General features: G+C 61.2%; 23 protein-coding genes, 1 tRNA gene and 1 pseudogene. 18 read left to right on the top strand and 7 right to left on the bottom strand.

Going from position 1 to position 23926, the window contains the following annotated elements:
* Nucleotides 1-65 precede the first annotated feature (65 nt).
* The 10 genes from eno to rpoS all read left to right on the top strand — a co-directional run bounded on the left by eno (nt 66) and on the right by rpoS (nt 8204).
* Nucleotides 66-1367, top strand: coding sequence for a phosphopyruvate hydratase (gene eno, locus CUC44_RS19320; RefSeq protein ID WP_100861491.1), 1302 nt, complete (start codon nt 66-68; stop codon nt 1365-1367).
* Nucleotides 1368-1595: 228 nt separating this feature from the next.
* On the top strand, nt 1596-1913 hold the full coding sequence (ftsB, locus tag CUC44_RS19315; protein WP_100861490.1) for a cell division protein FtsB: 318 nt from the start codon (nt 1596-1598) through the stop codon (nt 1911-1913).
* Nucleotides 1906-2607 (top strand): 2-C-methyl-D-erythritol 4-phosphate cytidylyltransferase, encoded by a 702-nt coding sequence (gene ispD, locus CUC44_RS19310; RefSeq protein WP_100861489.1) that lies wholly within the window; start codon nt 1906-1908, stop codon nt 2605-2607. The genes ftsB and ispD overlap by 8 nt, the downstream gene beginning before the upstream one ends.
* Before the next feature lie 37 nt (nt 2608-2644).
* Nucleotides 2645-3121 (top strand): 2-C-methyl-D-erythritol 2,4-cyclodiphosphate synthase, encoded by a 477-nt coding sequence (gene ispF / locus CUC44_RS19305; protein ID WP_100861488.1) that lies wholly within the window; start codon nt 2645-2647, stop codon nt 3119-3121.
* Entirely contained in the window at nt 3121-4179 is a 1059-nt protein-coding gene (truD, locus tag CUC44_RS19300; protein ID WP_100861563.1) for a tRNA pseudouridine(13) synthase TruD, read from the top strand. The genes ispF and truD overlap by 1 nt, the downstream gene beginning before the upstream one ends.
* Nucleotides 4160-4906 (top strand): 5'/3'-nucleotidase SurE, encoded by a 747-nt coding sequence (gene surE / locus CUC44_RS19295; protein WP_100861487.1) that lies wholly within the window; start codon nt 4160-4162, stop codon nt 4904-4906. The genes truD and surE overlap by 20 nt, the downstream gene beginning before the upstream one ends.
* Before the next feature lie 4 nt (nt 4907-4910).
* Nucleotides 4911-5528 carry a protein-L-isoaspartate(D-aspartate) O-methyltransferase gene (locus tag CUC44_RS19290; RefSeq protein ID WP_100861486.1) on the top strand — a complete coding sequence of 206 codons (618 nt, stop codon included), beginning with the start codon at nt 4911-4913 and terminating at the stop codon, nt 5526-5528.
* Nucleotides 5525-6106: a YqaA family protein gene (locus tag CUC44_RS19285; protein WP_167388956.1), complete on the top strand. Its 582-nt coding sequence runs from the start codon at nt 5525-5527 to the stop codon at nt 6104-6106. Before CUC44_RS19290 ends, CUC44_RS19285 begins: the two co-directional genes overlap by 4 nt.
* A 9-nt stretch (nt 6107-6115) precedes the next feature.
* The gene (locus CUC44_RS19280) at nt 6116-7174 is read left to right on the top strand and encodes a LysM peptidoglycan-binding domain-containing protein (protein ID WP_100861485.1); all 1059 of its coding nucleotides are present in this window, start codon (nt 6116-6118) and stop codon (nt 7172-7174) included.
* Nucleotides 7175-7220: 46 nt separating this feature from the next.
* The gene (rpoS, locus tag CUC44_RS19275; protein ID WP_100861484.1) at nt 7221-8204 is read left to right on the top strand and encodes an RNA polymerase sigma factor RpoS; all 984 of its coding nucleotides are present in this window, start codon (nt 7221-7223) and stop codon (nt 8202-8204) included.
* Between the two features lie 68 nt (nt 8205-8272).
* Here rpoS and tsaD read toward each other — a convergent pair whose 3' ends face one another.
* Complete coding sequence (gene tsaD / locus CUC44_RS19270; RefSeq protein ID WP_100861483.1) at nt 8273-9286, bottom strand: tRNA (adenosine(37)-N6)-threonylcarbamoyltransferase complex transferase subunit TsaD; 1014 nt, start codon at nt 9284-9286, stop codon at nt 8273-8275.
* A gap of 179 nt (nt 9287-9465) precedes the next feature.
* Between tsaD and rpsU the strand changes: the two genes are divergently transcribed.
* From rpsU to CUC44_RS19245, 5 genes and pseudogenes are all read left to right on the top strand, one after another.
* Nucleotides 9466-9681: a 30S ribosomal protein S21 gene (gene rpsU / locus CUC44_RS19265; RefSeq protein ID WP_005309452.1), complete on the top strand. Its 216-nt coding sequence runs from the start codon at nt 9466-9468 to the stop codon at nt 9679-9681.
* Nucleotides 9682-9696: 15 nt separating this feature from the next.
* Nucleotides 9697-10140, top strand: coding sequence for a GatB/YqeY domain-containing protein (locus CUC44_RS19260; RefSeq protein WP_100861482.1), 444 nt, complete (start codon nt 9697-9699; stop codon nt 10138-10140).
* Between the two features lie 89 nt (nt 10141-10229).
* Nucleotides 10230-12018: pseudogene (dnaG, locus tag CUC44_RS19255) on the top strand (DNA primase).
* A 183-nt stretch (nt 12019-12201) separates the two neighbouring features.
* Complete coding sequence (rpoD, locus tag CUC44_RS19250; protein ID WP_332502103.1) at nt 12202-14097, top strand: RNA polymerase sigma factor RpoD; 1896 nt, start codon at nt 12202-12204, stop codon at nt 14095-14097.
* A gap of 201 nt (nt 14098-14298) precedes the next feature.
* Nucleotides 14299-14375: transfer RNA gene (locus tag CUC44_RS19245), tRNA-Ile, on the top strand.
* A gap of 49 nt (nt 14376-14424) precedes the next feature.
* On the opposite strand, the gene CUC44_RS19240 is transcribed toward CUC44_RS19245, so the two are convergent.
* The 6 genes from CUC44_RS19240 to purH form a co-directional block, all read right to left on the bottom strand.
* Nucleotides 14425-14895 (bottom strand): tetratricopeptide repeat protein, encoded by a 471-nt coding sequence (locus tag CUC44_RS19240; protein ID WP_100861479.1) that lies wholly within the window; start codon nt 14893-14895, stop codon nt 14425-14427.
* 240 nt (nt 14896-15135) lie between these two features.
* Nucleotides 15136-17712, bottom strand: coding sequence for an alpha amylase C-terminal domain-containing protein (locus tag CUC44_RS19235; protein WP_100861478.1), 2577 nt, complete (start codon nt 17710-17712; stop codon nt 15136-15138).
* Between the two features lie 277 nt (nt 17713-17989).
* Nucleotides 17990-18547, bottom strand: coding sequence for a cytochrome b/b6 domain-containing protein (locus tag CUC44_RS19230; protein ID WP_100861477.1), 558 nt, complete (start codon nt 18545-18547; stop codon nt 17990-17992).
* Entirely contained in the window at nt 18528-18902 is a 375-nt protein-coding gene (locus CUC44_RS19225; protein ID WP_100861476.1) for a cytochrome b562, read from the bottom strand. The genes CUC44_RS19230 and CUC44_RS19225 overlap by 20 nt, the downstream gene beginning before the upstream one ends.
* Nucleotides 18903-19172: 270 nt before the next feature.
* Nucleotides 19173-20462, bottom strand: coding sequence for a phosphoribosylamine--glycine ligase (gene purD / locus CUC44_RS19220; RefSeq protein WP_100861475.1), 1290 nt, complete (start codon nt 20460-20462; stop codon nt 19173-19175).
* A gap of 107 nt (nt 20463-20569) precedes the next feature.
* Nucleotides 20570-22162 (bottom strand): bifunctional phosphoribosylaminoimidazolecarboxamide formyltransferase/IMP cyclohydrolase, encoded by a 1593-nt coding sequence (gene purH, locus CUC44_RS19215; protein ID WP_100861474.1) that lies wholly within the window; start codon nt 22160-22162, stop codon nt 20570-20572.
* Nucleotides 22163-22582: 420 nt separating this feature from the next.
* On the opposite strand from purH, the gene zntR reads away from it, so the two are divergent.
* From zntR to CUC44_RS19200, 3 genes are all read left to right on the top strand, one after another.
* Nucleotides 22583-23020: a Zn(2+)-responsive transcriptional regulator gene (gene zntR, locus CUC44_RS19210; protein ID WP_100861473.1), complete on the top strand. Its 438-nt coding sequence runs from the start codon at nt 22583-22585 to the stop codon at nt 23018-23020.
* Nucleotides 23010-23546, top strand: a complete 537-nt coding sequence (locus tag CUC44_RS19205) for a dihydrofolate reductase family protein (protein WP_100861472.1) — start codon at nt 23010-23012, stop codon at nt 23544-23546. Before zntR ends, CUC44_RS19205 begins: the two co-directional genes overlap by 11 nt.
* 118 nt (nt 23547-23664) lie before the next feature.
* Nucleotides 23665-23880: an alternative ribosome-rescue factor A gene (locus CUC44_RS19200; RefSeq protein ID WP_100861471.1), complete on the top strand. Its 216-nt coding sequence runs from the start codon at nt 23665-23667 to the stop codon at nt 23878-23880.
* The last annotated feature ends 46 nt before the right edge of the window (nt 23881-23926 follow it).

Here is a 23926-nt window from a genome sequence, read left to right as displayed (position 1 = left end):
CTGTGCCACAGCCGCTTTTTTTGGCATATTTTTGTTGTTTTTTTACGAAACCTGAGGAAATACACATGTCCAAGATCGTTAAAGTGATCGGTCGTGAAATCATCGACTCCCGTGGTAACCCGACCGTTGAGGCCGAAGTTCATCTGGAAGGTGGTTTTGTTGGTATGGCAGCTGCTCCGTCTGGCGCGTCCACCGGTTCCCGCGAAGCGCTGGAACTGCGTGACGGCGACAAGAGCCGTTTCCTGGGTAAAGGCGTACTGAAAGCCATTGCCGCCGTCAACGGCCCGATCGCCCAAGCGCTGCTGGGTAAAGATGCCAAGGATCAAGCCACTCTGGACCAGATCATGATCGATCTGGACGGTACCGAGAACAAATCCAAGTTTGGCGCCAACGCCATCCTGGCCGTGTCTCTGGCTGCTGCCAAGGCTGCTGCTGCCTCCAAGGGCCTGCCGCTGTACGCTCACATCGCCGAGCTGAACGGTACCCCGGGTGTGTACTCCATGCCGCTGCCCATGATGAACATCATCAACGGTGGTGAGCACGCCGACAACAACGTCGACATCCAGGAGTTCATGATCCAGCCGGTTGGCGCCAAGACTCTGAAAGAAGCCATCCGCATGGGTGCCGAAGTGTTCCACAACCTGGCCAAGGTACTGAAGTCCAAGGGCTACGCTACCGCCGTTGGTGACGAAGGTGGCTTCGCGCCTAACCTGAAGTCCAACGCCGAAGCGCTGGAAGTGATCGCCGAAGCCGTTGCCGCTGCCGGTTACAAGCTGGGCACCGACATCACCCTGGCCATGGACTGCGCTGCTTCCGAGTTCTACGACGCAGAGAAGAAAGAGTACAACCTGAAGGGCGAAGGTCGTATCTTCACCTCCAACGAGTTCTCCGACTACCTGGCTGACCTGACCACCAAGTTCCCGATCGTCTCCATCGAAGATGGCCTGGACGAATCCGACTGGGAAGGCTTCGCCTACCAGACCAAGGAACTGGGTAGCAAGATCCAGATCGTGGGTGACGACCTGTTCGTAACCAACACCAAGATCCTGAAGCGCGGCATCGACAACGGTATCGCCAACTCCATCCTGATCAAGTTCAACCAGATCGGTTCCCTGACCGAAACCCTGAACGCCATCAAGATGGCCAAAGACGCTGGCTACACCGCCGTCATCTCCCACCGCTCCGGTGAGACCGAAGACGCAACCATCGCCGACCTGGCCGTGGGTACCGCTGCTGGCCAGATCAAGACCGGTTCCATGAGCCGCTCTGACCGTGTTGCCAAGTACAACCAGCTGATCCGTATCGAAGAAGCCCTGGGTGCCAAGGCTCCGTTCCGCGGTCTGAAAGAAGTGAAAAACCAGGCTTAATGCCGCGTTTCACTTGAGCTGCAAAAAGCCCCGCCACCTTGTGGCGGGGCTTTTTTACATCCGGGCTTACCGCCACGGCCGGCCCTGAGCGGTTTTCGCCCCCTTCTCTCTCGTTTAAGCCCTCGGCTTGCCGCCTTTTTTATTCCCGCCTGCCCGTCTGGTTCATCGGCTTCCTTTTGTCTTGCCTGCGAATATGGGAAACTAGGCCGCTTGAAGGAGACTCAGTGCATGCGGCTACTCACTCTAATCCTGCTCCTCCTGTTGGGAGGGCTGCAATATGACTTCTGGCTGGGGAAGAACGGCCTCTCCGACTATCGGGAACTCTCCGACGCCAATGACCGTCAGCAGCAGGACAATCTGGTTCTCAAGGACCGCAACAACCTGATTTACCGTGAAATTGACGATCTGACCTCGGGCCTCGAGGCCATCGAGGAGCTGTCTCGCAACGATCTTGGCTACATCAAGCAGGGTGAGACCTTCTACCGGATCATCCCCAAGGAACAAGACCAGGTAACAGAGCCGGATGGTGCGCCCTACGATGATTGATCTGCCAACCGGGCTGACTGCGGGCGGCCTGACTGCGATAGTGCCGGCCGCCGGCATCGGCAGCCGGATGGGCGCCGACGTCCCGAAACAGTATCTGCCGGTAGCGGATAAAACCATCATCGAGCACTCTGTCGGCGTTTTATTGCGTCACCCTGCGGTGACTCAGGTAATCGTAGCGCTGGCGCCCCATGATGACTGGTTCGAACGACTGCCGGTGGCGGCCGACCCTCGGGTCCTGCGGGTAGAGGGAGGCGCGGAGCGCGCCTACTCGGTGCTCAACGCCCTGCAGGTGGCGAGCGCTGACTGGGTGCTGGTGCACGATGCCGCCCGTCCCTGTCTGTGCCAGGGCGATCTCGATGCGCTTATTGCCACCGCCATGACGTGCGATGGCGCCATCCTCGGCAGCCGGGTGCGCGATACCATGAAGCGCACCGATGCCGCAGGCAACATTTTGGCGACCGTCGAGCGCGAACAGCTCTGGCATGCCCTGACCCCACAGATGTTTCCCACCGCTCGCCTCAAGCGGGCGCTGGAAGAGGGCCTGGCCCTGGGGGCCATCATCACGGATGAGGCCTCCGCCATGGAGCGCGCCGGTTTCACGGTGCGCATGGTGGAAGGGCGCGCCGACAATATCAAGGTGACCCGGCCGGAAGATCTCGCCCTGGCCGGACTGTTTTTAAGCCAGCAGGCATAATCCGTTTTTGCGACGAAAGTGACGTAAAGGAGCAGACATGATCCGCATTGGTCATGGTTTTGATGTACACAAGTTTGGCGGGGTCGGCCCCTGCATGCTGGGCGGCGTCGCCGTCCCGTACGAGCAGGGCCTGCTGGCTCACTCCGACGGTGATGTGGTACTGCACGCGGTGAGCGATGCCCTGCTGGGGGCCATCGGCGCCGGCGACATCGGCCGTCACTTCCCCGACACGGCCGCCGAGTTCAAGGGTATCGACAGCCGTATCCTGCTGCGGGACGTGTACGCCCGGGTGCTGCAAGCGGGCTATGCCATCGGCAATCTGGACGTGACTATCATAGCCCAGGCCCCCAAGATGGCCCCCCATATCGAGGCCATGTGCGCCGTGCTGGCGGCGGATCTGCAATGTGACTTGAACCGGGTGAACGTCAAGGCGACCACCACGGAACAGCTGGGCTTCACGGGGCGCAAGGAAGGGATCGCCACCGAAGCCGTCGTCTTACTGGTGAAACAATGATGCTGGAACAGCTTAGCTATCTGCACGGGGCGCCCACCGCCCGCGGTATTCTCAAGGCCGAGGCCAGCGACTTCGTGGTGGTCGAGGATCTCGGCTTCGAGCCCTGCGGCGAGGGGGAACACATCTTCGTGCGGGTGCGCAAGACCGGCGAGAACACCGCCTGGGTGGCGGGCCTGCTGGCGGATGCGGCCGGGGTCAATCGCAATGCGGTGACCTGGGCGGGTCTGAAAGATCGCCATGCGGTGACCGAGCAGTGGTTCGGCATTCACCTGCCGGGCAAGGGGGAGCCGGACCTGTCTGTCATCCAGAGCGACAGCATCCAGATCCTGCAGGCCAAGCGTCACAACAAGAAGCTGCGGGTCGGTTACCTCAAGGGTAACCACTTCCGCCTGCGCCTCACCGGCCTTGAGCAGGCCGAGGGGCTGGAGACCCGGCTGCAGGCCATCGCCGCCCAGGGGGTGCCGAACTACTATGGCGAGCAGCGTTTCGGTCGCGGTGGCAACAACCTGGAAGCGGCCAAGGCGATGTTTGCCGGCAAGCGGATCAACGATCGCAACAAGCGATCTTTGTATCTCTCCGCCGCCCGCAGCATGCTGTTCAACACCATCGTCAGCGCCCGCATCGAGCAAGGGCTGGCCCATCAGCTGCTGGCCGGTGACTGCGTGATGCTCAAGGGCAGCCACTCCATCTTCAGCGAGGAGACGCTGACCCCGGAACTGGAGGCGCGTCTTGCCTCCGGCGACGTGCAACTGACAGCTCCCCAGTGGGGTCGTGGCCGACTGGCCAGTCAGGGCGCCGCTGCCGAGTTCGAGCAAGGGGTGCTGGCCGCTTACGCCGACTGGTGCGCCGGTCTGGAGAAGGCCGGGCTGGATCAGGACAGACGCCCGCTGCTGCTCAAACCCGAAGGGATGAATTGGACACTGGAGGAGGGCGTCTTGACCCTCTCCTTCTTCCTGCCGGCCGGGGCCTTTGCCACCAGCGTGGTACGCGAGTTAATGCAGGCCGAAGAGGCCGATCACGGTTTCAGGAACCCAACCGATGCGAATTCTGGTCAGTAATGACGATGGAGTACATGCCGAGGGTATTCGTGCCCTCAGCTCGGCCCTGACGGCCTGTGGCGAGGTCATAGTGGTGGCGCCGGATCGCAACCGCAGCGGGGCAAGTCACTCCTTGACGCTGGAAGTGCCGCTGCGGGTCACCCGCATCAGCGAATCAGGGTATTATGCGGTCAAAGGCACGCCGACGGACTGCGTGCACCTGGCGGTCAACGAGCTGGTGCGACCGGAACCTGACATGGTGGTGGCCGGTATCAACCACGGCGCCAACCTGGGGGATGACGTCATCTACTCGGGCACGGTCGCCGCCGCGACCGAGGGGCGCCATCTGGGCTTCCCGTCCCTGGCCATCTCCCTGGTGGGCAAGACTCACTTCGCCACGGCGGCGCACTATGCGGCCCAGCTGGTGCGGGGCCTGATGGTGCATCCGCTGCCCGCCGATCAGATCCTCAACGTGAACGTGCCGGACCTGCCCCTTGAGCAGATAAAAGGGATAAGAGTGACTCGCCTTGGCAACCGCCATCGCGCCGAGTCGGTGATCCGCGCCGAGGATCCCCGTGGTCAACCCATCTACTGGATTGGCCCGCCGGGCAACCAGCAGGATGCGGGGGAGGGCACGGATTTTGCGGCCATCGAACAGGGTTATGTCTCCATCACCCCGTTGACCATCGACATGACTGCCTACAGCAGTCTGGCGGGTCTGGGAGCCTGGTTGGATCTGCAGGGATGAAGGTGTGATAGTACAGCGCCTTTTGAATCAGCTGATCGCGCAGGACGTGCGTGATTTCCGGGTACTCGCGGCGATTGCGAAGGTGCCGCGCCAGCTGTTCGTGGACGAAGCCATGGCCCACAAGGCCTGGGACAACACGGCCCTGCCCATCGGCCACGGCCAGACCATCTCGCAGCCTTACATGGTGGCACGGATGACCGAGCTGCTGATCCAGAACAATCCGGCCCATGTGCTGGAGATCGGCACTGGCTCTGGGTACCAGACCGCGGTACTGGCCCACCTGGTGGAGCATGTCTACACGGTGGAGCGGATCAAGTCGCTGCAGTTTCTGGCCAGGCGCCGGCTGCGTCAGCTCGACTTGCACAACGTCTCTGCCAAGCACGGCAACGGCTGGCTTGGCTGGCCCAACAAGGGACCGTTTGACGCTATCTTGGTGACGGCGGCGGCGAGCGAGGTGCCCAAGGCGCTGACCGATCAGCTGGCCGATGGCGGCCGCCTGGTGCTGCCGGTGGGGGACAGCCAACAGACGCTGCAACTCATCGAGCGTTCCGGCTCCCAATTGACCAGCCGGGTCCTGGAGCCGGTGCGGTTTGTTCCCCTAATCGACGGAGATGTTGAGTGAAGTTGTTTTCCCGCCTCTATGCCGTGGTGATGCAATGGGCCCGCCATCGTTACGCCCCCTATTATCTGGCGATCACCGCCTTCATCGAGTCGGTGTTCTGGCCCATCCCGGTGGACGTGATGCTGGCGCCCATGGCGCTCGGCAAGCCCCAGCGGGCCTGGCACTACGCCGGCCTGGCGACCCTGTTCTCGGTGTTGGGGGCCTTGTTTGGCTATCTGCTGGGTTACGCCCTCTGGGATCCCGTGGTGCAACCCCTGGTGGTCTCGGTCGGTTATGAAGACAAGATAGTGCTGGCGGAACAGTGGTTTGAACAATGGGGCATCTGGGTGATTTTTATTGCCAGTTTCACGCCGATCCCCTACAAGGTGTTTACCGTCACGGCGGGTCTGCTCCATATGGCGCTGCTGCCTTTCATCGTGACCTCTCTCATCGGTCGCGGCATGCGCTTCTTCCTGGTGGCGGGGCTGATGCGTTGGGGCGGTGAGAAAATGGAGCGCAAGCTGATGCACTATGTGGATGTGCTGGGTTGGCTCTGTATTGGTTTGGCCATTGCGGCCTATTTCTGGTTTAGTCGTTAAGGATCCACTATGCGTTCGCGTGTTTGGCAAGGGAGCGGTGTTGTCGTGTTGTCATGGCTGCTGCTTGCCTGCTCTTCCAGCAAGACTGCTGCTCCGGTACAGAGTCTGGGTAACGATCCCGTTGCCTCGACCATTCCGACCCGTCAAGGCATGGCCAAGCCGGGCATTCAGGGCGGCAGTTACACTGTGGTCAGAGGGGACACCCTCTACTCCATCGCTTTCCGCTCCGGCATGGACGTCGCGTCACTGACCAGCCTCAACGGCATCAGCCCGCCCTACAACATCTATCCGGGCCAGCAGCTCCGGCTGGATGGCTCCTCCGGCGCCGTGGCCAGCACCGGCATGGCGGTCAGCCGCCCGGTCGCGACCGGCAACGGCACCTATGAGGTGCGCCGTGGTGACACCCTGAGCAGCATAGGTCGTCAGTTCAACGTCTCCAACCAGACCCTGGCGCAGCGTAACAATCTGCAGGCACCTTATGGTCTGCACGTGGGCCAGGTGTTGAGCGTGCCATCGGCGAGCGGTAGCCAGATGGTGGCGGTGACGACCCCGACCGTGACCAGCACGGGGCCAAAACCCCTGGCAACGGCGCCAGCAGGTACGACCACTCCGTTCATCGCACAAAAAAGCATTGCTCCGGCATCTTCAACAGCATACGCTCAGCCGAAAGAACAAAAAAACAGCAGTCCCCAGTCGTCACTCTCATGGCACTGGCCGACGCAAGGCCGAATTGTCGAAGGCTTCTCCGTTGCGGAACAGGGCAACAAGGGCATCGACATCTCGGGCCAGAAGGGGCAACCCATCTACGCAGCGAGCGGCGGCAAGGTGGTCTATGCGGGGAGTGCACTGCGGGGTTACGGCAAGCTGATTATTCTCAAGCACAACGATGACTATCTCTCTGCTTATGCCCACAACGATGACTTGCGGGTGAAGGAGGGAGACTCCGTCAAAGGTGGAGCGGTTATCGCGAATATGGGTAGCACGGATGCGCCGGATGTGCGCTTGCACTTCGAAATCCGGTACAAAGGCAAGTCAATCAACCCGATGGGCTATTTGCCAAAGCGTTAACCCAGAGAGCTAGGTCTTACTCTGGTTCAGGTCAGGGAGACATATCATGAGCCAAGAACAACTGGTAATGCAGGATGCAGAGTTAGAGTTCGACGAGGAGCTGGAGTCTCAAGAGGAAGAAGAAGTTCAGGAAGTCACCGCCGAGGCTGAGGAGATCATCTCCGACGAGCTCATGGTGCCCGAACTGAACAAGGTAATGGATGCCACCCAGCTCTACCTGGGGGAGATAGGATTCTCCCCCTTGCTCACTGCCGAAGAGGAAGTCTACTACGCCCGTCGTGCCTTGCGCGGTGACAAAGCCGCCCGCAAGCGCATGATCGAGTCCAACCTGCGTCTAGTGGTCAAGATTGCCCGGCGCTACAACAACCGCGGCCTGGTGCTGCTGGATCTCATCGAAGAGGGTAACCTCGGTCTTATCCGCGCGGTCGAGAAATTCGACCCCGAGCGCGGCTTCCGTTTCTCCACCTATGCCACCTGGTGGATCCGCCAGACCATAGAGCGGGCCATCATGAACCAGACCCGCACTATCCGCCTGCCCATCCACGTGGTCAAGGAGCTGAACGTCTACCTGCGTACCGCGCGGGAGCTCTCCCATCGTCTCGATCACGAACCCACCGCCGAAGACATAGCCCACGCGCTGGATCGCTCGGTGGACGACGTGAACCGCATGCTCAAGCTCAACGAGAAGATCACCTCTGTGGATACCCCCATCGGCGGCGATCGGGACAAGGCGCTGCTGGACGTGCTCTCCGACGAGCGCGGCATGGGCCCCGAGCTGGAGTCCCAGGACGACGACATGCGTGCCAGCATTGTGCACTGGCTGGAGGAACTAAATCCCAAACAGCGTGAGGTGCTGGCCCGTCGCTTCGGTCTGCTCGGCTATGAGCCGGCGACCCTGGAAGACGTGGGTGCCGAGATAGGGCTGACCCGGGAGCGGGTGCGCCAGATCCAGGTGGAGGGACTGCGTCGCCTGCGGGAGATCCTGCTGGGGCAAGGACTGTCCATCGAGGCATTGTTCCGCACCAACTAGTTCAAGCAGTCAGAAACAACAAAAAGGGGCCAGTGGCCCCTTTTTTATATTGCAATGGATCCTGTGGATCAGACCGGATCCAGGGTGTCCAGCGGCCAGCGCGGTACCGCCTTGACCACCAGGGGTTCGAATACCCCGGCCTTCAGGCGCTGCATGCCGGCATAGGCAATCATGGCGCCATTGTCGGTGCAATATTCGGTGCGCGGATAGAACACCTCGCCGTGCAGGCTCTCCATCAGCTCGGCCAGCTGGGCGCGCAGGTGACGGTTGGCACTGACGCCGCCCGCCACCACCAGGCGCTTGAGACCGGTCTCCTTCAAGGCGCGGCGGCACTTGATGGCCAGCGTATCGACCACCGCATCCTCGAAGGCGCGGGCGATGTCGGCGCGGGTCTGCTCGTCGTCACCATTGGCGGCTATGGTATTGGCGGCGAAGGTCTTGAGACCGGAGAAGCTCATGTCGAGGCCGGGCCTGTCTGTCATGGGACGGGGGAAGGTGAAACGCCCCGTGGCGCCCTTCTCCGCCAGGCGGGAGAGCAGGGGGCCGCCCGGATAGTCCAGACCCATCAGCTTGGCGGTCTTGTCGAAGGCCTCGCCAGCGGCGTCATCGATGGATTCCCCCAGTAGCTGGTAGCTGCCGATGCTGTCGACTCGCACCAGCATGGAGTGGCCACCGGAGACCAGCAGCGCCACGAAGGGAAACTCGGGGGCCCGCTCTTCCAGCATGGGCGCCAGCAGGTGACCCTCCATGTGGTGCACGGCCACCGCCGGTTTGTTCCAGGCCATGGCGAGGGAGCGGCCTATGGTGGCTCCCACCAGGATGGCGCCAACCAGGCCCGGACCTGCGGTATAGGCGATGCCGTCGATGTCATCCTTGCCGAGGCCAGCCTCCTTCAAGGCGGCCTGGATCAAGGGGATCGTCTTGCGCACATGATCCCGGCTGGCGAGCTCGGGAACCACGCCGCCGTAGTCCGCATGCAGCTTGACCTGGCTGTATAACTGATGGGAAAGGATCCCTTTTTGATCGTCGAAGATCGCGATCCCGGTTTCGTCACAGGATGTCTCTATGCCCAATACACGCATTGCTAAAAAATTTCACTGCTAAAATGAGACGGCTATGGTAACCTTCGCGGGTTTTTTAAACCAGAGCGATCTCTGCGGGTTTACTTTCATTCCCTGTCCAGAGTATAATTTCGCACCATTTTAAGACATGCTGATCGATTGAAGGTCAGCTAACCAAATATCACTGAGGTGAAAGGCACATGCCAGTAATCAAAGTCCGTGAAAATGAGCCGTTTGACGTTGCTCTGCGTCGCTTCAAGCGTTCTTGCGAAAAGGCCGGTATCCTGTCTGAAGTTCGTAGCCGTGAGTTCTACGAGAAGCCGACTACCATCCGTAAGCGCGCCAAAGCGTCTGCCGTTAAGCGTCACGCCAAGAAGCTGTCCCGCGAAAACGCACGTCGTATCCGCCTGTACTAATCGGGGGATCATGCCGTGTCTCTGAAGGATCAACTCAAGGATCAACAAAAACTCGCCATGCTGGCCAAAGATAAGGCCAGACTGGGGACGATCCGTTTGTTGATGGCAGAAATCAAACAGCGTGAAATCGATACCCGTGTCGAGCTCAATGATGAGGAGATCCTCGCTGTCGTGACCAAGATGGTCAAACAGCGCCGTGATTCCATCAGCCAATTTGAAGCTGCCGGTCGTCAGGATCTTGCCGACAAAGAGTCCGCCGAGATCCTGGTGCTGCAGGAATTCCTGCCGCAACAGCTGACCGCAGACGAAATTGCCAGCTTGATCGAGCAAGCCATCACCGAGAGTGGGGCTGCCGTCATGGCGGATATGGGTAAGGTCATGGCTGTCTTGAAGCCGAAAATTCAGGGGCGTGCCGATGTCGGCGCCGTCAGTGCGCAGGTGAAAACCCGCTTGGCGTAACAGGCATTTCTCTTGTTAGTCGAAAGAAGCCGTGCTTCCCTGTGAATGCGCGGCTTTTTTATTTTTCAGAGTAATGAAACAGGACGGTTATGGCAGGCAGGATCCCACAATCCTTTATCGATGATCTGCTCGTACGCACAGACATAGTCGAGCTGATCGACTCACGAGTGCGTCTGAAGAAGGCCGGCAAGAACTATCAGGCCTGCTGCCCCTTTCATAACGAAAAAAGCCCCTCTTTCACCGTCAGCCAGGAGAAGCAGTTCTACCATTGCTTCGGCTGTGGCGCCCACGGCAACGCCATCGGCTTTGTCATGGAGTATGACGGACTCGAATTCCCCGATGCCATCGAAGAGCTTGCCAACCTGCAGGGCATGCAGGTGCCCCGTGAGCAGAGCCTAGGCGGCAGCGGCAAGGCGCAGCCTGCCGTCAGCAAGGATCTGTTCGATCTGATGAGCCAGATTGCCCGCTTCTACGAGAGCAACCTCAAGGGCGCTCCCCAGGCGGTGGACTACCTGAAGGGGCGCGGCCTGACCGGAGAAGTGGTCAAGCGCTTCAACATCGGCTATGCCCCAGGTGACTGGGATCAGGTCAGGCGACGCTTTGGCACCAGCCGGGAGCACGAGCAGCTGCTCATCTCGGGTGGCATGCTGATCCCCCGCGACAGCGGCCCCGGCAGCTATGATCGCTTTCGCGATCGCATCATGTTTCCCATCCGGGACAAGCGCGGCCGGGTCATCGGCTTCGGTGGCCGGGTGCTGGGGGACGGTACGCCCAAATACCTGAACTCGCCGGAAACCCCCATCTTCCACAAGGGACGAGAGCTGTTTGGCCTCTATGAGGTGAAGCAGGCGCACAAGGATCCCCGCCGGATCCTGGTGGTGGAAGGCTATATGGACGTGGTGGCCCTCGGTCAGTACGACATCGACTACGCGGTGGCTGCGCTGGGCACGGCGACAACGGGCGACCATATCCACACCCTGTTTCGCACCACGGCCGAGGTGGTCTGCTGCTATGACGGCGACAACGCTGGTCGTGAGGCGGCCTGGCGCGCGTTGGACAATGCCCTCTCTCATCTGCAGGATGGGCGTGAGCTCAAGTTCGTGTTCCTGCCGGATGGTGAGGATCCTGACTCCCTGGTGCGCCAGATCGGCAAAGACGGATTCGAGGCTCTGCTGGACGAGGCGCAACCCTTCGCCGACTTCATGTTCGAGCGTCTGGGGCGCGATGCAGCGCTCTCCGGTGAGGCGGGCAAGTTCGAGGTAGCCAACAAGGCGGCCGAGCTGATCCGCCGGGTGCCGGAAGGCTTCACCCGGGAGGGTCTGATCACCCGGCTCTCCAGCATGATGCGCTGGGGGGAGAACAAGCAGCGCATCGCCGATCTGTTTGCCCGTGGCAGCCAGCCGAAGGCGGAACTCAGCAAGCCCAAGGCGGCCAAGCTGACACCGGTCCGCCGCGCCCTGGCGTTGATGCTGCAATACCCGGCGGTGACCGCCGAGCTGCCTCCCATGCCGGAGCTCGCCGGACTGCGGGTACAGGGCATCCAGTTCCTGCTACAGCTGCATCAGCAGATCCTGTCCCAGCCCAATGTCACCACCGGCATATTGCTGGAGCATTGGCGGGGCACCAAGGAAGGGGAAATCCTCGCCCAGCTGGCGATGCACGACCTGTTTGAAGAGATCAAACTCGATCAGGAGCCGGATATCCTGGGGGAATTGCAGGACACCTTCGTCGGCTTCATCAACCAGTTCCTGAAGCAGCGGATCGAAGAGCTGCAGGCCAAGGTGGCACAGGAAGGGCTAAGCTCTGAGGAGACGCAGGAGCTGATGATGTTGATCAGAGAGGTGCAGATTGGAGAAAAGAAATGAGAGTGGGGCTTGATATTTGAGTGATTAGTCCCAATATAAATACCGTTGCCCGAATCGACGGGATGAAAAGCAAAAATTTCATAACCGCCTGGCCCCGACAATACTGCGGGCAGGGGTTTCTCATGACCGACGCCGCAACCAGACATAGCATGTCTGGCGGTTTTCTATTAGAATTGGCTATTTGCGCAGCAGCGCACTGTACGCGCAACCTAGCAACACCAACCGGATGAGTTCTATGGAGCAAACCCCGCAGTCTCAGCTTAAACTCCTCGTTGCCAAAGGTAAAGAACAGGGCTACCTGACCTATGCCGAGGTGAACGATCACCTCCCGCAAGACATCGTCGACTCTGACCAGATCGAAGACATCATCCAGATGATCAACGATATGGGTATCCAGGTAGTGGAAAACGCCCCGGATGCCGATGACCTGATCATGGCTGAAGGTGGTACCGCCGATGAGGACGCTGCCGAAGCAGCGGCCCAGGCTCTGGCATCTGTTGAATCTGAGATTGGTCGCACGACCGATCCCGTCCGCATGTACATGCGGGAAATGGGTACCGTCGAACTGCTGACCCGTGAAGGCGAAATCGACATCGCCAAGCGGATCGAAGACGGTATCAACCAGGTACAAAGCTCCGTTGCCGAGTACCCTGAAGCCATCACTTACCTGCTCGAACAGTACGACAAGTACGAAGCCGAGCAGCTGCGTCTGTCTGACATCATCTCCGGCTTTATCGATCCGAACGAAGCGGATGACGTGGCGCCGACCGCCACCCATATCGGTTCCGAGCTCAGCGAAGACGATCTGGCTGACGAAGACGAAGAAGAAGACGAAGATGAAGACGGGGACGGCGACGACGCCGACGATGAAGGGGACGGTGGTCCGGATCCCGAAGTCGCCCGTGAGAAGTTCGGTGAACTGCGTGCCCAGTACGAAGTCACCCGTCTCTCCATTCAGAAGAATGGTCGCGCCCACGATGAGACCCAGGCCGCTATCGCCCAGCTGGCCGATGTGTTCCGTCAATTCCGCCTGATGCCCAAGCAGTTCGATCGCCTGGTCAACAACATGCGCGAGATGATGGAGCGGGTTCGCGTGCAGGAACGCATCATCATGAAGCTCTGCGTTGAGCAGGCCAAGATGCCGAAGAAAACCTTCGTCGCGGCCTTCACCAACAACGAGTGCGAGACTGCCTGGTTCGAATACCAGAAGCAGGCCGGCAAGGCGTGGTCTCCCCGCCTGCTGGAGATGGACGAAGACGTGCTGCGTGCCATCGGCAAGCTGCAACAGATCGAAGAAGAGACGGGTCTCTCCATCGCCCAGATCAAGGACATCAACCGTCGCATGAGCATTGGTGAGGCCAAGGCCCGCCGTGCTAAGAAAGAGATGGTCGAGGCGAACTTGCGTCTGGTTATCTCCATCGCCAAGAAATACACCAACCGTGGTCTGCAATTCCTGGATCTGATCCAGGAGGGAAACATAGGTCTGATGAAGGCGGTGGACAAGTTTGAATACCGTCGTGGCTACAAGTTCTCGACCTATGCCACCTGGTGGATCCGTCAGGCCATTACCCGCTCCATCGCGGATCAGGCCCGTACCATCCGTATCCCGGTGCACATGATCGAGACCATCAACAAGCTCAACCGTATCTCCCGTCAGATGCTGCAGGAGATGGGTCGTGAACCGAACCCGGAAGAGCTGGCGATGCGCATGGGCATGCCGGAAGACAAGATCCGCAAGGTATTGAAGATCGCCAAAGAGCCCATCTCCATGGAGACGCCTATCGGTGATGATGAAGATTCCCACTTGGGCGACTTCATCGAAGATACCACGCTCGCCTTGCCGGCGGATGCGGCCACCAGCGAGAGCCTGCGCAACGCGACCCGCGAAGTGCTGGCCGGCCTGACCGCCCGTGAAGCCAAGGTGCTGCGCATGCGTTTCGGTATCGACATGAACACTGACCACACCCTAGAGGAAGTGGGCAAGCAGTTCGACGTTACCCGTGAGCGTATTCGTCAGATCGAAGCCAAGGCCTTGCGCAAACTGCGTCATCCGAGCCGCTCGGAAGTGCTGCGCAGCTTCCTGGACGAATAGTTCTGAAAGCAGCCGACAAGCCTTGTCAAAAAGCCCCGCCATGCGGGGCTTTGTTTTGTGCGCGACGGGGCAGAGTGCATTGGCAAGGGAGCGCGGCGAGTTTAATCGGCCAGACTGGACAAAAACTCGGCAAGTGGTTGATCTGCCTATGGACGAGGTATCTCGCATCCCCTATAATCCACGCCGCAAAAGCAAGATTTCGGCCCCTTAGCTCAGTTGGTTAGAGCAGTCGACTCATAATCGATTGGTCGCCCGTTCAAGTCGGGCAGGGGCCACCAAATTCAGACAAAGCCGCTCATCATGAGCGGCTTTGTCGTTTCTAGGGTTTTACCAGCGCCGGTCCAGATCCTCGGCATAGAGGGCCATGGCACGCCTGTAGGTGACGAGGGCGGGATCCGCCGTGGTCTCGGCAAGCACCGCCAGCAGCTGCTCCATCCCCTCCTTGTGGTGGCCCAGGTTGTAGCAGGTCATGGCACGAAACACCCTGAACTCATTGGCATCGGGGAAGCGGGCTAGGGCCTGGTCAAAGGCCGCCAGCGCCTCGGCATACTGACCTGTGCTGCGATAGGAGCTGCCAAGACCGAGCCAGGCACCGCGTAGCGAGGCTTCACTCAATCCCAGCGCAATGGCCTTCTGGTAGAGGGGGATGGCCTGGTTCTCGCGCCCCAGGCTGTCATGCAACCCGGCTACTTCGTAGTGCAGCTCGGCGTGCTGCGGGTGCTCCACCAGCTGCAGCAGACCGTGCTGACGAGCCTCTTCAATCCTGCCCTCGGCCTTGAGGGCTTCCAGTTGTTTCATATGCGCTCCTGCATGGATGTGTCGACCCAGTATGCCTGCGACTTGGCAGGCGGGAAATGGGCAAGGGCGCTCGCCTGCGACGCATGAGCCGTTCGGTGGGTGGGGGGATCTGAGGGAGAAGGCGGGCATAAAGTGCCACTGGGTCGGGAACCCGGTGGCACGGTTTTATCATGATGGACCAAATCAGCTCCGGCGGTGGGCGACGTGGGGGCCCGCCGCCGGAGCCTTATCCCCCGATGCTTATTGGGCGCTCAGGCTGTAGGCCAGGGTCTGGTCATTGAAGCGCACCAGATAGGCACCGACCACTGAGGTGGTGATGTCGGCACCGGTCTGCTCGGCCACCCCGTCCTTGTTGCTGTCGCCATAGTTCTGGGTCCAGTCGCCCTTGACGTCGAACTTGAAGCGTTGGGCGCCGCTGGCGTCACCTGCCCCGGTGAAGGTGACGCTGGCCTGCCACAGGTGATCGGCCACCAGCGTCATGGGGGTAGAACCCCAGTTGTTGGGGGTGCCGCGCAGGTTCAGGCTGGGGAAGGTCTTCGCATAACCGACGCTGATCGGGGTCAGGCTGTAGGCCAGGGTCTGGTCGTTGAAGCGCACCCGATACTGGCCGATGACGGTGGTGAGGATATCGTTGCCGGCGAGCTCGGCCACCCCATCCTTGTTGTTGTCACCGTAGTTCTGGCTCCAGTCGCCCTTGACGTCGAACTTGAAGCGCTGATTGGCCTGACCGTCGAAGCTGACAAGTGCTTCCCACTGGTTGTCGGCGACCAGCGTCATGGCAAGCGAGCCCCAGCCGTTGGGGGTGCCGCGCAGGTGCAGGGTGGGCAGCACGCTGGCGTAAGCGCCGTTGCTGTCGGTGACGTTCACGGTGGCGCTGGCACTGGCGGTCAGCCCCTCGGCGTCGGTGACGGTGACCGTCACGGTACGGGTTCCCAGGGTATCGAACAGCACAGTTTCCGTCTTGCCGCTACCCCCGGTGGACCAGGCGTAGCTCGTCACGCCGACGTCGTCGCTGGAGGCGGAGGCGTCAAACACCAGGCTCTCACCCAGCTTGGCGTTGATGGACTTGGGCGAGATGGCCGCGACCGGCGCCTGGTTGCTGGCAAGTGGCGTCAGGCTGTAGCTGAGGTCGCTCTCCTTGAGGGCGACGCGATACTGGCCGGCGCCGCTGAACAGGATGTCCTTGCTGCTGCCCTTGTCGGCGATGCCATCCCCCTCGTTGTCACCGTAGTTCTCGGTCCAGTTGCCAAAGACGTCGAACTTGAAGCGCTGGGCCCCGGTCGCGTCACCGGTGCCGCTGAAGGTGACGGTGGCGGACCAGATGCGGTTGGCATCGACTGTCATGGGGGTATTGCCCCAGGCGTTGTGGGTGCCGCGAATGTTCAGGCTGCTGAACTTGTTGCCCGGCAGTGTGGTGCCGCCGCAGGGGCTGGTCTTGGTGCAACCGGCCAGGATGGCAGCGGCCTTCATGCCCACCAGGTTCAGGCTGGCCTTGCCACTGGCGTCGACCGTTATGTAGGCGCCGCTGCAATAGTCACTGCCTGCCAGGATGTTGCAGTACTCCCCCGCCGGCAGACCGGTCGGGATCGAGGCCACCAGGCTGCCGCTCTCGTTGTTGATGGCGACGAAGCCCTTGTCACCCCGGCTGAAGGCGACCTGGTTGTTGCCGTTGTCCCACCAGTTGCTGACCGCCGTGCCCTCGGTGCGGTTGTGGAACAGGGCCATGTTCATGATTTGCGGGCGGCGCTGCTCGCAGTTCCACTGGCTGTCGGAGCAGGGCGTGCTGGCCGGCGCTCCTTTATCGGTCTCGTACTTGCCCATGTCGGCGAAGCGGTAGCCGGACATCAGCTGCTTCCAGCCATAGGGCCAGGCCATCATAAAGACGTTGGCCAGCTCATAGCGGGCGCCGTTCATGAAGGTGAGCATGCCGCCGCCCCCGTGACCGCGCTCGCGATCGTGGTTGACCACGAAGATGAAGGACTTGTCTGAGGGGAGCAGGCCCCAGCTCTCGCCCAGGGTCTTGAGGTTCTTGATCTGGCCGTTGAAGTTGGCGGCCAAGTCGGTGCCGTACTTGAAGTCGGTGACCCGGTCGATATAGGTGTAGCGATTGGGCTGGATGTCGGCGGATTCACCGCCGGCGCCTATCACCTCGAGGTAAGCCTTGGGGCTGCCCGCCTTGTCGAGGATCGCTTTCACCTCGCTCGGGGCCATGTGCTTGGCCGCATCGATGCGAAAACCGGCGACCCCCCAGCCGAGCAGGGTCTTCATGTAGGTGGCTATCTGATCCTGCACATAGGCGGAGCCGGTGTTGAGATCCGGCATGCCGTAGAGGGCGCCGTTCCAGACGTTGTTGCTGTCGCCGTAGTTGGTGATGTCGCCGCTGTGGTGGAAGTCGTTGTAGCCGAACTGGGGATACTGGAACTGGCCCGAGTTGTAGCTGCCACCGCCGGTGGCGCTGCCGGAGCCTGAGGCGAGCTGGTTGAAGACGGCATCGGCATAGATCTTGACCCCGGCGGCGTTACAGCGGGCGATCATGCTCTTGAGCTCCGCCTCGCTGCCGCCGAAGCTGTTGAAGTTCTTGAAGCTGACCGGCTGGTAGACGGTCCACCAGTACTCGCTGCCCTGCTTGTGTTCGGCCGGCGGGGTGATCTGGACACCGCCAAAGCCCTTGGGCCCGAGCACGGTCTCGCACTCGTTGGCGACGTCGTTGAACTTCCATTGGAACAGGTGGACCATGACCCCTTCGGCGCTGGCAGCCTGGCTGAAAGCGCCGAGCGCCGCGGCGAGCAGGGCGGTTCGAAACAGTGTGTTGTGCATGACGATTTTCCCTTCGATGTTGTTATTGGTTCTCACTGTCTGCATTTCGAACGGACGACGAACAACCTCGTTCGGTCAGTAGCATTCATGAAATCGAAGTGGTTGAAAATCGAACAGCGGAATTTAGTTAAGAAATGTGAATGAAAATGTTTTCATATAAGGCCGTCTAATCGGCGCGGGCGTGTAAACGTTATGCAGGGGCGGGTCAGTGCAGGAACAGCAGAGGGGAGAGGCAAGGGTCGAAAATAACACGGGCCCCCGCAGGAGCCCGTGCGTATCAGGGTTGCGTCTCTTGCCGGGGAGCAGGGGGGGCGGCCGGGCGCCGCAGTGGCAACATGCGGGCTAGCAGGTTGCTGCGTTGGCGCCAGGAGGTGAGGACGATGGCGCACAGGTGCAGGGCTATCATGGCCTGCAGCGCCCAGGTGCACCACTCGTGCCACTCATCGGCGCCCAGCTCGAACCCCAGCTCTGTGTTCTGGAACCAGCCGCTGCCGGCGGTGGCGAGTATGATGAGCCAGAGTGCCCAGACCGCCAGCTTGCCGCTGCCGTGATGGCCGGGGGCGGCGGGGGCTCGCATCCGCAGGGCCTGGCTCTGCCGGGAGAATTCGTTTCGCGTCGGGATGAGAGCGCTCAGGCGGGCATAACCCTTGGCAAAGGAGAGGCCCCAGCCGAGGCGGACGCTTATCAGAATGATGGCCAGGTAACCGAGTCGCTCGTGCCAGGTTTCCCCCGCCTCGTTGAACCAGAGGTTGGCGACGCAGGCGGCCGCCACACCCCAGTGGGTGAGGCGGACCAGGTTATCCCAGCGAAAGGGTTCAGCCTTTCTGCTTGGCATAGGTGTGATACTCCTTCTTCAGGTCATTGACCTTGGCCAGGTGGGCGCGGGCTTTCTCCTGATCGCCGGCCTGCAGGGCCGCCAGGCTGGCGTCCAGCTCACCTTGCACCTCGTTCATGCCTTCCAGGAACTTGGCCTTCTTGGCCTCCGGCATCTTCTTCTCTTTGGCGATGTCGAGCTGGGCCTTCATCTCCTTGATGTGCTTCTCCATGGTGGCGGCATCGTCAGCCTTGAGTGCCTGCTTGTAGTTGAAGCCGATCTTCTTCATCGGCTGCTCCAGCTCACCGGCCAGGGCGGGCAGGGTCAGCAGGCCGAACATCAGGGGCAACAGCAGGGGGCGCAGGGTTTTCAACATGGGATTTCCTTATGAAACGACGACATTGTGGGTTCTTATGACACTCATTTGAGTGCGTTATCATACAGCATGATGCCATGAAACCAGGGCAGTTGTATGGATAAAGTGCGACCAATTGTGACTAAATGTGCGCATTGTGCTGATGATTTGTAGCCAATCAGTGAGGACGTGCTACGGAGGCTGGGGCCAAAAATCCCCGAGTGGGTTGCAACGCAGGTAGCAAAAAGGGCCCGCAGGCCCTGATGGTTAACGTGCTGGCGACAAGCCGATTTATTGGGCCTGTTCGCGTTCAATGGCGCGCCAGCCGATGTCCTTGCGATAGAAGACGCCGTCCCACTGGATGCGGGCCGCGAGCTGGTAGGCGCGGTGCTGCGCCTCGGCGACCGTGTGACCCAGAGCGGTGGCGCACAGCACCCGGCCACCGGCGGTGACGACGGTATCCCCGTCCAGGCGGGAGCCGGCATGGAACACCTTCTCGCCGCTCGCCTCTTCCACCGGCAGGCCACTGATGGGCTTGCCCTGGACATAGTCACCCGGGTAGCCGCCGGCGGCCAGTACCACGCCGATGGCGACGCGGGGATCATAGATGGCTTCCACCTGATCCAGCTTGCCGGCGCAGGCGGCCAGGCACAGCTCCACCAGATCGGAGCGCATGCGCAGCATGATGGGCTGGGTCTCGGGATCGCCGAAGCGGCAGTTGAACTCGATCACCTTGGGGTTGCCCTGCTCGTCGATCATCAGACCGGCGTAGAGGAAACCGGTATAGACGTTGCCCTCGGCGGCCATACCACGCACGGTGGGCATGATCACCTGCTCCATCACGCGTCGGTGTACCGCATCGGTCACCACGGGGGCCGGGGAGTAGGCCCCCATGCCACCTGTGTTGAGGCCGGTATCGCCATCGCCGACCCGCTTGTGATCCTGGCTGGTGGCCATGGGTAGCACGTGCTCCCCGTCCACCATGACGATGAAGCTCGCCTCTTCCCCGCCGAGGAACTCCTCGATCACCACCCGGGCGCCGGCGTCACCGAACGCATTGCCGGACAGCATGTCCTGCACCGCTTCCTCGGCCTCTTCCAGGGTCATGGCGACGATGACGCCCTTGCCGGCGGCCAAGCCGTCGGCCTTGATGACGATGGGGGCACCCTTCTCACGCAGGTAGGCGAGCGCAGGCGCCACTTCGGTGAAGTTCTGGTACTCGGCGGTGGGGATGGCGTGACGGGCCAGGAAGTCCTTGGCAAACGCCTTGGAGCCTTCCAACTGGGCAGAGGCGGCGGTCGGGCCGAAGATGGCCAGCCCCTCGGCACGGAACGCATCCACCACCCCTTTCACCAGGGGCGCTTCCGGCCCGACTATGGTGAGGCCGATCTTCTGCTCCTTGGCGAACGCCAGCAGGGCCTGGATGTCGGTGGGCTCGATAGCGACGTTCTCTATGCTGCCCTCGTGAGCCGTGCCCGCATTGCCGGGGGCGACGAACACCCGGGTCACCAGGGGGGACTGTTTGGCCTTCCAGGCCAGGGCATGTTCACGGCCGCCATTACCAATGATCAGTACTTTCATCGTCTCGCTCGCTTCTATTCGTGATAACCAGCTGCATTCGCAGGTGAAAACCAGTCAATTGACATAGTCAGGTGCAAAGAGGGTCGCCCCAAGGCGACCCTGACCCATCAGTGACGGAAGTGGCGCATGTTGGTGAACAGCATGCACATGCCGTGCTCGTCGGCGGCGTCGATCACTTCCTGATCCCGCATGGAGCCACCCGGCTGGATGACGCAGGCGATGCCGGCGGCGGCGGCGGCATCTATGCCATCGCGGAACGGGAAGAAGGCATCGGAGGCCATGACGGAGCCCGCCACCACCAGCCCTTCATCCTCGGCCTTGATGCCGGCGATCTTGGCGGAGTAGACCCGGCTCATCTGGCCGGCGCCGACGCCGATAGTCTGGCCGTCTTTGGCGTAGACGATGGCGTTGGACTTGACGAACTTGGCGACCTTCCAGCAGAACAGCAGGTCTTTCAGTTCCGCCTCGGTGGGCTGGCGCTTGCTGACAACCTTCAAATCCCCGAGGGTTACCATGCCGAGATCCCGCTCCTGCACCAGCAGGCCGCCGTTGACGCGTTTGAGGTCAAACCCTTGCGCCGGCGCCGTCCACTGGCCGCATTCCAGCAGACGCACGTTCTGCTTGGCGGCCACGGCCTCGCGGGCCTCCTGGCTCACCGAGGGGGCGATGATGACTTCCACGAACTGGCGATCGACGATGGCCTTGGCGGTGGCGCCGTCCAGTTCACGGTTGAAGGCGATGATGCCGCCAAACGCCGAGGTGGGGTCGGTCTGCCAGGCGCGCTCGTAGGCCGCCAGCAGATCGTCACCGATGGCCACGCCGCAGGGGTTGGCGTGCTTGACGATGACGCAGGCGGGCTCATCGAACTCTTTCACGCACTCGAGCGCTGCGTCGGTGTCGGCGATGTTGTTGTAGGAGAGGGCTTTGCCCTGCAGCTGGGTGGCGCTGGCCACCGAGCCAGGGGCAGCCTGCTCCTCGGCGTAGAAGGCGGCAGCCTGATGGCTGTTCTCGCCGTAGCGCATGTCCTGCTTCTTGATGAACTGGCTGTTGAAGGTGCGCGGGAAGCGAGACTCGGCGTCGCCCTCCTTGTTGTCGCCGTAGGAGGGGACCAGGGTGCCGAAGTAGTTGGCGATCATGCCATCGTAGGCGGCGGTGTGCTCGAAGGCGGCGATGGCGAGATCGAAGCGGGTGGTGAGGGTCAGGCTGTTGCCGTTGCCATCCATCTCGGCGATCACCCGGCCGTAGTCGGCGGCCTTGACGACGATGGTCACGTCTTTGTGGTTCTTGGCGGCGGAGCGCACCATGGTCGGGCCACCGATGTCGATGTTTTCGACCGCATCTTCCAGGGTACAACCCGGCTTGGCGACGGTGGCGGCGAAGGGATAGAGGTTGACGACGACCATGTCGATGGGGGAGATAGCGTGCTGGGCCATGATGGCGTCATCCCGATCGCGGCGGCCGAGGATGCCACCGTGCACCTTGGGATGCAGAGTCTTGACGCGACCATCCATCATCTCGGGGAATCCGGTGTAGTCGGAGACCTCGGTCACCGGCAGACCCGCGTCGGCGAGCAGCTTGGCGGTACCACCGGTAGAGAGCAGGGCCACACCACGCTCGTTGAGGGCCTTGGCAAATTCCAGGATGCCAGTCTTGTCAGACACACTCAGCAGTGCACGGCGAATGGGTCGAGCTTGTTCCATCACACTATCGTCCTCAGCATAACGGGGACAGTTCCATGAGAGGCGAGGCTCACCACAGAGAGTCCCCAAATAAATGGAAGTGGGGGATTTCGCAAACCACTCTCGCCCAAGGCTGGCTGTTGGCAAAAGCATTTTAGGAAATGCCCGCTTGATGCGGCGCTCTCTTGTGGGCGCGTATTCTACACAAAAAATGTGAGCCGTGGTGGATTTTTTAAGGAGGCAAAGCCTTGCCTGGTGCGGTGTTAAACGTTTTCTGGTGATTTTTTGTGAAACGTTTGCCTTTTCAGCGTTTTGGCGGGAAAGGAGCGGCAAGGTCAGGGTTATCTGCTGCTTTCCTGCCTTTGGCTGGCAATCGACCGGCAAAGGGGCGATAGTGGAGGCCGGTTTATTTTGAGTACCCACTCCAGCGGGAGAACGGACATGTATCGGATTGGAGAACTGGCCAAGGCGTGCGGGGTCAAGGCGGATACCCTGCGTTTTTACGAGAAAAATGGGCTGCTTTCGCCGGGCCTGCGCAACGACTCCGGCTATCGCGTCTACGGCGAGCAGGACAGGCGGCGGCTGGAGTTTATCATCCGTGCCAAGTCGGTGGGTTTCTCCCTCGCCGACATAGGCGAGCTGCTGGATCTGGACACCAACAAGGCCAGGGTCACCTGTCAGGAGGTCAAGGCGGTGGCCGATGCCAAGCTCAGCCAGGTGGAGCAGAAGATCCTCGAGTTGACCCGTTTTCGCGAGAACCTGAAGGAGCTCTCCAACATCTGTTGCGGCGGTCCGCGCTCGGCCGAGCACTGCGCCATTCTGGAGACCCTGGAATCCGGCGCTCTGTCCCGCCACGAGCATCACGATCATGAGCACTGAGCGCCCCCGGGTCAGTGCCTTTCTGGCGCTCTCCCTCGATGGCTTTATCGCCGGGGAGAACGGGGCCCTGGAGTGGCTGGCGCCCTATGACGGCGATACCCAGGAGGAGACGGGTTACAGCGCCCTGATGGCGAGCGCGGATGCACTGCTGATGGGGCGCAACAGCTACGAGACGGTGCTTGCCTTCCCGGACTGGCCCTACGGCGACAAGCCTGTGGTGGTGCTGACCCACAGGCCCGCCGAGCCTCGCGCCCATGTCTCTTTCCGGCAGGGGGAGCTAGCGCAGGTGCTGACAGATCTGTGGCGGGAGGGGGCACGCCACCTCTATCTGGATGGTGGCGAGGTGGTACGGCAAGGTTTGCAGGCCGGGCTGGTGGATGAGCTGACCCTGTTCTGGGTGCCCGTGGTGCTGGGCAAGGGAGCCTCGCTGTTTGGCGGTGAACCCTTGCCAGGGCGGCTTGCCCCGGTTTCCAGTACCGTGCTGGCGAGCGGCCTGGTGCGGGTGATCTACCGGCCCGCCCCCTGATCCAGGTCTGCCTGCTGCCGACCCCTTGCACTCGGGGACCGGGAGGCGCACAATCGGCGCGTTTTTACTTACCCTGGCGTATTTTTAGCCAGTCATAACGACACAAGCAGGAGCCAATATGGCCAAGAAGAAGTTGGTCGAGATCATCGACCAGGCCCACGATCATGGGCGGGGCATCATTCAGGACAATCATCTGAAGGCGCTGGTCACCTCCACCCTGTTCCAGGCCAGGGTCGAGCCGAGCAAGAAGGGTAAAGGTAGTTATCAGCGCAAGGCCAAGCATGGCAAGCGGTGGGAGCCCGGCCAACAGCGGATGCAGAGCGTCTGCTGCTGAGCGGGTTTCTACCCCTTGGAATAAAAACAATCAGGGCGCCCATGGG

It is taken from the genome of Aeromonas lusitana, assembly GCF_002812985.1.
In the GTDB taxonomy this organism is placed as follows: domain Bacteria; phylum Pseudomonadota; class Gammaproteobacteria; order Enterobacterales; family Aeromonadaceae; genus Aeromonas; species Aeromonas lusitana.
The sequence above is the reverse complement of the archived record's forward strand: the minus strand, read 5'-3'. Positions and strand labels throughout refer to the sequence as shown.